The sequence below is a fragment of the Amycolatopsis kentuckyensis genome, from assembly GCF_002155975.1.
Lineage (GTDB): Bacteria > Actinomycetota > Actinomycetes > Mycobacteriales > Pseudonocardiaceae > Amycolatopsis > Amycolatopsis kentuckyensis.
Map to the genome: position 1 here is coordinate 1 of NZ_MUMI01000311.1, position 8,321 is coordinate 8,321.

Here is an 8,321-nt window from a genome sequence, read left to right on the forward strand (position 1 = left end):
GTCGAGCAGGTCCTGCTGGGTGAGGCGGTCGTTCTCGAGGTGCGGGGTGACGGTCAGCCAGCCCTCGGTGGCGAGGCTGGCGAGCAGCAGCCTGACCCCGTCGGTGACGCCGTCCGCCTCGTGGAGCACCACCAGGCCGCCGCGCAGCGCGCCTTCGGGTTCCGAAAAGGTCAGGCGCAGGGTGCCGCCGTCGGTGCGCGGGTAATCCACGGTGGAGGTCGACGTCATTGCTTCACCCAACCACCTGGAGGTGAACGGGAGGAAGCCCGGTGACGCAGGTCGCCGGCACCGGCCCCACCGAAGGCAGTCGCGGGGCGGCGGGCGGAAAAGCTACGGTGAGCGGGTCGTCCCGTCGAATTCCAGGAGCGCCGAAGATGCCGTCCGTGTCCCCGCGTGCCGATCTCGAATCGTTGCCGAAATACGTCCCCGGCCGGACGATCGAAGGCGCGATCAAACTGGCGAGCAACGAGGTGCCCGGCGGTGCGCTGCCGAGTGTCGCGCAGGCGATCGCCGAGGCCGCGGCGGGGATCAACCGCTACCCGGACACCGGCTCGCAGGCCCTGCGCGAGCGGCTGGCGCGCGAGCTCGACGTGCCGGTCGAGCGGGTCGCGATCGGCTGCGGCTCGGTGTCGCTTTGCCAGCAGACGATCCAAGCGGTGTGCGCTCCCGGCGACGAGGTCATCTTCGGCTGGCGGTCCTTCGAGGCGTACCCGATCGTCACGCAGGTCGCGAACGCCGTCTCGGTGAAGGTCCCGATCACCGAGGGCCAGGAGCTCGACCTCGACGCGATGCTCGCGGCGATCACCGACCGGACCCGCGTGGTCTTCGTCTGCAACCCGAACAACCCGACCGGGACGGCGGTGCGCCGCGCGGAGCTGGAGCGGTTCATGGCTGCCGTGCCGGAGCACGTGCTGATCGTGCTCGACGAGGCCTACAAGGAGTTCGTCACCGACCCCGAGGTGCCCGACGGCGTCGAGTACACGCACAGCCGGTCGAACGTCATGGTGCTTCGGACGTTCTCGAAGGCGTACGGCCTCGCGGGCCTTCGCGTCGGTTACGCGGTCGCGCCCGAGCCGATCGCGGACGCGCTTCGCCAGGTGTACGTGGCCTTCTCGGTGAACATGCTGGCCCAGGTGGCGGCGCTGGCCTCGCTCGACGCGGCCGACGAGCTCTTGGCCCGCTGCCAGGAGATCGTCGTCGAGCGCGGCCGGGTGCGGGAGGCGCTGCTGGCGGCGGGTTACCGGGTGCCGGACACGCAGGCGAACTTCGTCTGGCTGCCGCTCGGGGACCAGGCCGTCCCGTTCGCCGAGCACGCGCTGGACCGCAAGCTGGTGGTGCGCCCGTTCGCCGGCGACGGCGTCCGCGTGACCATCGGGACCCGCGAGGAGAACGACCTGTTCCTGGCCGCGGCGCGGGAATTCAGCTCGCGAACTGCTTGACCACCAGCTGGATGACGGCGGCGACGCCGATCACCACGATCACGCCGCGCAGCACCGCCGGCGGCAGCTTCCGGCCGATCTTCGCGCCGAGGAAGCCGCCGGCCGTGCTGCCGACGGCGAGCCACAGCACGACGGCCCAGCTGACCGGCGCGACGAACGCGTAGATGACGCCGGCGACGAGGTTGACGACGGCGGCGAGCACGTTCTTGACGCCGTTGAGCTTCTGCAGCGGCTCCGACAGCAGCATCCCCATGACGGCCATCAGCATCACGCCCTGCGCGGCGGTGAAGTACCCGCCGTAGATGCCGATGAGGAAGATGAAGAACATCAGCAGCGGCCCGGGTTTGTGCTCGGTCCCGTTCTGTTCGCGCCGCTCGGCGACCCACTTCGACACCCGCGGCTGGATGATCACGAGGACCACGGCCAGGCCGACGAGCACGGGCACGACGGCTTCGAAGGCGTCCTTGGGCAGCGAGAGCAGCAGGATGGTGCCGCCGATGGCCCCGAGGAAGGACGCGACGGCGAACTTGGCGGTCTGCCGCCAGTAACCCTTGAGCTCGTGCCGGTAGCCCCAGGCCCCGCTGAGCGTCCCGGGCGCGAGGCCGATGGCGTTCGAGGTGGTGGCGGTCACGGGCGGGTACCCGAGCGCGACGAGCACGGGGAAGGTGACGAGCGTCCCCGACCCCACGACGGCGTTGATGGTCCCCGCCCAGATACCGGCGACCACGACGATCAGGGCGTGCCACCACGTCATGAAGCAATCACGTGCGGAGCCTAAGCATCGTGGGCCACTCCCGCGACGCAGATGTGTCAGGTCAGACAGTCACGCGTCTCCTTCCGGTACGTGCGCGGGGACGACGTCGGAAACCACGCGCCAGCCGAGCGAGGTGTACAGCCCGCGTCCGGCTTCCGAGGCCAGCAGCACGCTCGACTCCGCTCCGGCCGCGGCAGCCAGCTGGTGCATCACCACCCGGCCGAGGCCCCGCCGCCGGTGCGCCGGCTCCGTCTCGATCCGGTCGAACACCGCGACACCCCCGGCCACCGCGACCTGCCCGCGGGCCGCCGGGGTGTCGCCGGAAGACACGACCACCTCCCGAACCGGTCCCTCGCCGACCACCGTGACCGAGTACGGCCGCGGGACCGCGACCGGCGGCAAAGCTCCCTCGAACGCCATCAGGTACTCGGTCTCCCCCGCCGTCCACGCCGGGGTCAGGCCCGCCAAGACCGCCGAACGCGCACCGCACGTCTTCAGCCACGTGCCCGGCGCGGCCGCGGTCCGGGCCCGGGACGAAACCGTCGCCGGGGAGTGCAGCAGGTAGCGCACCCGGTGCCCCGGCAGGCCGACGTCGACGCGGTAGCCGTCGGGCTCCACCACCGGTGCCGGCGTCGCCCGCGACACCGCCCAGCCGCGGACCCAAGCCCCCAAGATGTCCATGCCGGTGATCATGGCAGCCACCCCCGACAGTTCCGCGAGCTGAGAGGATGAGCGCGTGGACACCGAGCAGGTCTGGAGCGCGACCGTCGACCGGCTGCGGGCGCGGATCGACGCCGGCGACCTGCCGCCGGGCAGCCGGCTGCCCGCCGAACGCGTCCTCTGCGAAGAGCTCGGCATCAGCCGGGGGTCGCTGCGGCAGGCCCTGCGCGTCCTCGCGTCCATCGGGTACGTCCAGATCCGCGCCGGCTCCGGCACCTACGTCCGCGAGCAGCAGGAACAGCCCCTGCGGACCTGGTTCACCGAGCACGACCAGCTCGTCGAGAAGCTCTTCGACCTCCGGGCGACCGTCGAACCGACCCTCGCCGAGCGGCTCGCCCGGCACGCCGGAGCGAAGACCGTCAGCCGGCTCGAGGACAACGTCGCCGAGATGGCGCAGGCCGCCGAGGACGGGGACATGCTGCACGTCATCGCCGCCGACGCCGAGTTCCACCGGGTGATCGCGCAGAACGCGGGCAACGACGACGTCGCCGGGCTGCTGCGGTCCGTGCTCGCGCTGGTCGGCGAGGAGCGGCGGGCGGCGCTGCGGCTGCCCGGGCAGATCCGCAAGGCCGTCGCCGACCACCGCGCCATCCTCGACGCGATCCGCCGGTCCGACCCCGCCGCTGCCCGCGAGCTGACGCTCAAGCACCTGGTGGACGCCAAAACCTACGCGCACGACTACGCCGCCCGCCCCGAAACGCGCTAGGCTTTTCACAACGTTGTGAAACTTCTGGGGGTCGTGATGGAGAAGGTCCACTTCACCGAAGAAAAGGCCACCAACCTGGCCACGCTGTACGGCCGCGCGCTCGACTACCGCAGCGCCCACCCGATCCTCGGCGACAAGGCGGCCGACGACGCCGTCCGCCGGATCGACTACGACTTCACCAAGATCGGCATCTCCCCCGACCGCGCGGTGTCGGTCGTGCTGCGGGCCAAGCCGATCGACGACTGGGCCGCCGAGTACCTGCGCGACCACCCGGACGCGATCGTGCTGCACCTCGGCTGCGGCATGGACACGCGGTTCCAGCGCCTCGCGCCGCCGGAGACCGTGCACTGGTACGACGTCGACTACCCCGAGGTCGTCGAGCTGCGCGAAAAGCTCTACGAGCAGGCACCGAACCAGACGCACATCGCTTCGTCGGTGACCGACTTCGAGTGGCTCGACCAGGTGCCCTCGGACCGGCCGACGTTGATCGTCGCCGAGGGCCTCACGATGTACCTGAAGCCCGAGACCGGCACCGAGCTGTTCCGCCGGCTGGCCGCGAAGTTCCCGTCCGGCGAGCTGATCTGCGACCTCTTCAACCGGACCGCCATCAAGATCCAGAAGCTCAACGCGCCGGTGCGCAAGGCGGGCGCGACGCTGTACTGGGGCGTCGACGACCCCCGCGAGCTCGAGCGCTGCGGCCTCACGCTGGAGTCCTCATTGGACGCCGCGCACTGGGCGACCCCGGACGTGCTGGCCCGGCTGGGGCCGATCACGCGGTTCCAGCTGCGGATGCTGAAGGTGTTCCCGCCGCTGGCCCGGACCGCGCACATCGTGCGCTACCGCTTCTAACGCGACTCCAGCACCCGCGCCACGAACTTGTGCAGCTTCTCCTCCAGCCGCGCGATGCGTTCCCCGATCGTGAGCGTCTCGAACGGCTGGGGGACGTCGGACTTCAGCTCGCCGCGGACGTACTGGCAGCAGCCGAGGTTCCCGCAGGCGTAGATGCCCAGCGTGTTGCCGTCGCGGCCGGACTTCCCGGCCCGCTTGCCCGAGAACAGCGTGATGTCGGCGAGCCCGTGAGTTGTCGTGCAGAAGCCGCAGATGTTGCTGCGCAGGCGTGACTTCGGGGGCGGCGCCGCGCGCAGGGCGAGCCCGACCACCTCACCGCCGTGGGGCAGCACGAGGTAGGCGCGCGCCGGCGCCTTCGGGTCGCGCCAGCCGAGGAACTCTCGCTGCTCCCACGGGATTTCCTCGGGCCGGGCGGGCAGCGTCACACCCTTGGCCTCGCCGCGGGTGCAGTTGACGAACGAGGCCCGGATGTCGTCCTGGCCGAGTGGGTCCATGATCCGCACGGTAACCAGCCGCCACCGGCGGTGGCCACGCATTTTCGGCCGTACGATCAACGCCGTGCGCAAGATCGCCGTGAAGAACTTCCGGGTGGTGTTGCGCACCAGCCTGGGCTTCGCCGGGCTGGGCCTCGGCTCGAGCGTCGCCGGGTCCGGGGTGGTCGCCCTGCTGCTGGTGCTGCAGGGCCTGCCCAACGACGTCGGCGACCGCGGCTGGGTGCTCGGCCTGACCGCGGCCGGCATCGTCGCCGCCGCGCTGCTCGCCGGAACGCTGTGGACGGCGTGGCTGCAGCGCCGCACCGTGATCTGGTTCGTGCTCGGCCGCCCGCCGTCGGTCAGCGAGGCGCGCCGCGCGCTGCGGCTGCCGGTGGACATGGCCGTGGTCAGCGGCACGCTCTGGCTGATCGGCACCGTCGTCCTCACCGTGCTCGCCGGGGTGCTCGGCTCGGCCGACGACGCCGGCGGCATGGCCACGGTGATCGGGCTCGGCGGGCTCACCACGGTCGGCCTCACCTATCTGGCGGCCGAGTGGGTGGCGCGGCCGGTGATGACGATCGCGCTGGACGTCCTGCCGCCGCGCGGGTCGCTGCCGGTCACCGTGCTGACCCGGTTGATCGTCACCTGGGCGCTGGCCAGCGGCGTCCCGCTCGTGGGCGTGCTGCTCGTCGCCACGCCGCCGGACCTGGGCTCCGGCGACCACACCGCGAGCCTGATCATGCTGTCGGTGATCGGCCTCGGTGTCGGGGCGATCGGCACGGCGCTGCTCGCCAGGGCGGTCGCGGCCCCGCTGCACCGGCTGCGCGTCGCGCTCGACGAGATCGCGCGCGGCAACAACGACGTCGCCGTGGACGTCGACGACTCCAGCGAGATCGGCCGGCTCCAGACGTCGGTGAACCAGCTCGCCGCCGGCCTGCGCGAGCAGGCGCGGATGCGGGACCTGTTCGGCAGGCACGTCGGCGCCGACGTCGCCCGGCACGCCCTGGAGTACGGCGCGTCCCTCTCGGGCGACGTCCGCGAGGTCACGGCGTTGTTCGTCGACGTCGTCGACTCGACCGCGCTGGCCTACCGCACCCCGCCGGAGGAGCTGGTCGGGAAGCTGAACCGGCTGTTCGCGGCGGTCGTCTCCGCGGTCAACGCGCGCGGCGGGCTGGTCAACAAGTTCCAGGGCGACGCCGCGCTGTGCATCTTCGGCGCGCCGACGCGGCTCGCGGACGCCCCGACGGCCGCGCTGGCCGCGGCGCGGGCGATCCGGGACGCCGTGCGCGAGGCCGGCGAGCTCGATCTCGGCATCGGCGTCTCGAGCGGCCCGGTGTTCGCCGGGCAGCTCGGCACCAGCAGCCGGCTCGAGTACACCGTGATCGGCGACGCGGTCAACGAGGCCGCGCGGCTCACCGAACTCGCGAAGGCGGTGCCGTCACGGGTGCTCGCCAGCGACGCCGTCGTCTCCGCGGCGTTGCCGGGCGAAGCCGCGCACTGGGAGAAGCACGGTGAGCTGGAGCTGCGCGGCCGCCAGGAGGCGACGCCGACCTGGACGACCGGCCCGGACCTTCAGGACAGCTGACCCAGGTCCGGCCAGCGCAGCACGGTCGAACCCCAGGTCAGGCCCGCGCCGAACGCGCTGAGCAGGACGCGGTGGCCGGGGACCAGGGTGCCGTCGGCGCGGGCGTCGGCCAGGGCGAGCGGGATGGACGCGGCGCTGGTGTTGCCGACCCGGTCGATGTTGGCGACCACGGCGTCGGCGGGCATCCCGAGCTGCTTCGCCGTCGCCTGGAGGATCCGGATGTTCGCCTGGTGCCCGACGAAGCGGTCGACGTCGCCGACCATCCAGCCCGCGCGGTCCAGGACGGTGCGCGACGACTCCGCCATGCGCGCGCAGGCGTGGCGGAACACGGCCGTGCCCTGCATGGCGAGGAACCTGTCGGCCGGGGTGTCCGAAAGCCGCTTCCGGGCGCCGCCGGCCTCGACCCACAGCAGCTCGGCGTGCTCGCCCTCGCTGTGCAGGTCGAACGGGCCGAACGCGCCGGGCTCGTCGGGGTCGCCCGCGCGCAGGAGCACCGCGCCGGCGCCGTCGCCGAAGATCGGCACGGTGGTCCGGTCGGCGGGGTCGATGAGCGTGGTGAAGGTGTCCGCGCCGATGACGAGCACGCGCTCGGCCAGCCCGCCGGCGATGAACCCGGCCGCGGTGGCGAGGGCGTAGACGAAGCCGCTGCAGACGGCGTTGACGTCGAACGCCGCGGCCGTGCCGAGCCCGAGCCGGGCGGCGACCTGCGGTGCGCTGGCCGGGCAGGGCTGGTCGGGGGTGGAGGTGGCGAGGACGACGGCATCGGCGGACGTGCCCGCGAGCGCCTCGCGGCCGGCCCCGACCGCGAGGTCCACAGTGGACTCGTCCGGGCCCGCGACGCGGCGTTCGCGGATCCCGGTGCGGGTCCGGATCCACTCGTCCGAGGTGTCGAGCCGGGCGGCGATTTCGTGGTTGTCCAGGACTTTCGTCGGCAACCACGAACCGAGACCGGTCAGCACGGCGGCAGGTGCGGGCACGGGAGAGCCTCCCCACGCCGGCGGGTTGGCGGAGCGACCGGCTGGTCTTCCACTTCTATGGGCTACCCCCTGGTAGACCGGTCAGTTGTGTTCCAGCTCACTTAAAAAGTTGTTTCATCTTCGCCTCGGACGGAGTAGTGAGCGACGTCACGGAAGGGTGATCGCGGGCGGATTGTCGGGGGTGCCGGTTAGCCTGCTGGAGTGCGGACACCCGACCTCGACCAGCTGGACATCGCCATCCTCGCCTGCCTCCAAGCGGACGCCCGCACGATCGCCGAAACGATCGGCGCGAAGGTCGGCCTCTCCGCCGCGGCGGTCCAGCGGCGGATCAAGCGGCTGCGCGAGGCGGGCGTCATCGAACGCGAGGTGGCGGTGCTGTCGCCGGAGGCGCTCGGGCTGAGCATGACGTTCGTGGTGACGGTCGAGATGGAGCGGGAGAACCTCGCGGTCTTCGACGGGTTCCGCCGCCAGGTGCTCGCCGAGGACGCCGTCCAGCAGTGCTACTACGTCACCGGCACGGCGGACTTCGTGCTGATCGTCACCTGCCCCGACATGGCGGGCTTCGAGGCGTTCACCCGCCGGATGTTCTTCGACAACCCGAACGTCCGCCACTTCACGACGAGCGTCGCGATGGATCGCGTGAAGGTGGGGCTCAGCCTCCCGCTCGACCCGTAAGCTGTCCCGCCGGGGGAGACATGCTTCGGATCTTTCTGGCCGCGACGCTGATCGACGCGCTGGGCAGCGGGCTGTGGGTCCCGTTCGCCCTGTTGTTCCTGGTGCACGGGCAGGGCATGGGCCTGGTCGACGCGGGCGCGTCG

9 protein-coding genes and 1 pseudogene are annotated in these 8,321 nt (G+C 71.9%); 5 read left to right on the forward strand and 5 right to left on the reverse strand.

The window, feature by feature from the left end; translation table 11 throughout:
* A pseudogene (locus tag CCN39_RS27860) lies at nt 1–228 on the reverse strand (dienelactone hydrolase family protein); the annotation flags it as partial.
* 146 nt (nt 229–374) lie between these two features.
* Here CCN39_RS27860 and hisC point away from each other — a divergent pair.
* Nucleotides 375–1,439, forward strand: a complete 1,065-nt coding sequence (gene hisC, locus CCN39_RS27865) for a histidinol-phosphate transaminase (RefSeq protein ID WP_086846837.1) — start codon at nt 375–377, stop codon at nt 1,437–1,439.
* On the opposite strand, the gene CCN39_RS27870 is transcribed toward hisC, so the two are convergent.
* Together CCN39_RS27870 and CCN39_RS27875 are read right to left on the reverse strand one after the other, a co-directional pair.
* Nucleotides 1,420–2,193 (reverse strand): sulfite exporter TauE/SafE family protein, encoded by a 774-nt coding sequence (locus CCN39_RS27870; protein ID WP_086846838.1) that lies wholly within the window; start codon nt 2,191–2,193, stop codon nt 1,420–1,422. The genes hisC and CCN39_RS27870 overlap by 20 nt on opposite strands.
* A gap of 69 nt (nt 2,194–2,262) precedes the next feature.
* Nucleotides 2,263–2,874 (reverse strand): GNAT family N-acetyltransferase, encoded by a 612-nt coding sequence (locus CCN39_RS27875; RefSeq protein ID WP_434781125.1) that lies wholly within the window; start codon nt 2,872–2,874, stop codon nt 2,263–2,265.
* A gap of 55 nt (nt 2,875–2,929) precedes the next feature.
* Here CCN39_RS27875 and CCN39_RS27880 point away from each other — a divergent pair, with 55 nt between their 5' ends.
* Both CCN39_RS27880 and CCN39_RS27885 read left to right on the forward strand, forming a co-directional pair.
* Complete coding sequence (locus tag CCN39_RS27880) at nt 2,930–3,619, forward strand: FadR/GntR family transcriptional regulator (protein WP_086846843.1); 690 nt, start codon at nt 2,930–2,932, stop codon at nt 3,617–3,619.
* Nucleotides 3,620–3,634: 15 nt separating this feature from the next.
* Nucleotides 3,635–4,468, forward strand: a complete 834-nt coding sequence (locus tag CCN39_RS27885) for a class I SAM-dependent methyltransferase (RefSeq protein WP_244211040.1) — start codon at nt 3,635–3,637, stop codon at nt 4,466–4,468.
* Here the strand turns inward: CCN39_RS27885 and CCN39_RS27890 are convergent.
* Nucleotides 4,465–4,962: an FBP domain-containing protein gene (locus CCN39_RS27890; RefSeq protein ID WP_086846851.1), complete on the reverse strand. Its 498-nt coding sequence runs from the start codon at nt 4,960–4,962 to the stop codon at nt 4,465–4,467. The genes CCN39_RS27885 and CCN39_RS27890 overlap by 4 nt on opposite strands.
* A gap of 64 nt (nt 4,963–5,026) precedes the next feature.
* On the opposite strand from CCN39_RS27890, the gene CCN39_RS27895 reads away from it, so the two are divergent.
* A complete protein-coding gene (locus CCN39_RS27895; RefSeq protein WP_086846853.1) occupies nt 5,027–6,526 on the forward strand; it encodes an adenylate/guanylate cyclase domain-containing protein in 1,500 nt (499 codons plus the stop codon).
* Here the strand turns inward: CCN39_RS27895 and CCN39_RS27900 are convergent.
* Complete coding sequence (locus CCN39_RS27900) at nt 6,514–7,503, reverse strand: beta-ketoacyl-ACP synthase III (protein WP_086846845.1); 990 nt, start codon at nt 7,501–7,503, stop codon at nt 6,514–6,516. The genes CCN39_RS27895 and CCN39_RS27900 overlap by 13 nt on opposite strands.
* 201 nt (nt 7,504–7,704) lie before the next feature.
* On the opposite strand from CCN39_RS27900, the gene CCN39_RS27905 reads away from it, so the two are divergent.
* The gene (locus CCN39_RS27905; protein WP_086846847.1) at nt 7,705–8,178 is read left to right on the forward strand and encodes an Lrp/AsnC family transcriptional regulator; all 474 of its coding nucleotides are present in this window, start codon (nt 7,705–7,707) and stop codon (nt 8,176–8,178) included.
* Nucleotides 8,179–8,321 lie beyond the last annotated feature (143 nt).

Bases quoted from the DNA above. Each gene is read 5' to 3' on its own strand.
- CCN39_RS27890 (WP_086846851.1), bottom strand. From the start codon at position 4,962: ATGGACCCACTCGGCCAGGACGACATCCGGGCCTCGTTCGTCAACTGC.
- CCN39_RS27870 (WP_086846838.1), bottom strand. From the start codon at position 2,193: ATGACGTGGTGGCACGCCCTGATCGTCGTGGTCGCCGGTATCTGGGCG.
- hisC (WP_086846837.1), top strand. From the start codon at position 375: ATGCCGTCCGTGTCCCCGCGTGCCGATCTCGAATCGTTGCCGAAATAC.
- CCN39_RS27875 (WP_434781125.1), bottom strand. From the start codon at position 2,874: ATGGACATCTTGGGGGCTTGGGTCCGCGGCTGGGCGGTGTCGCGGGCG.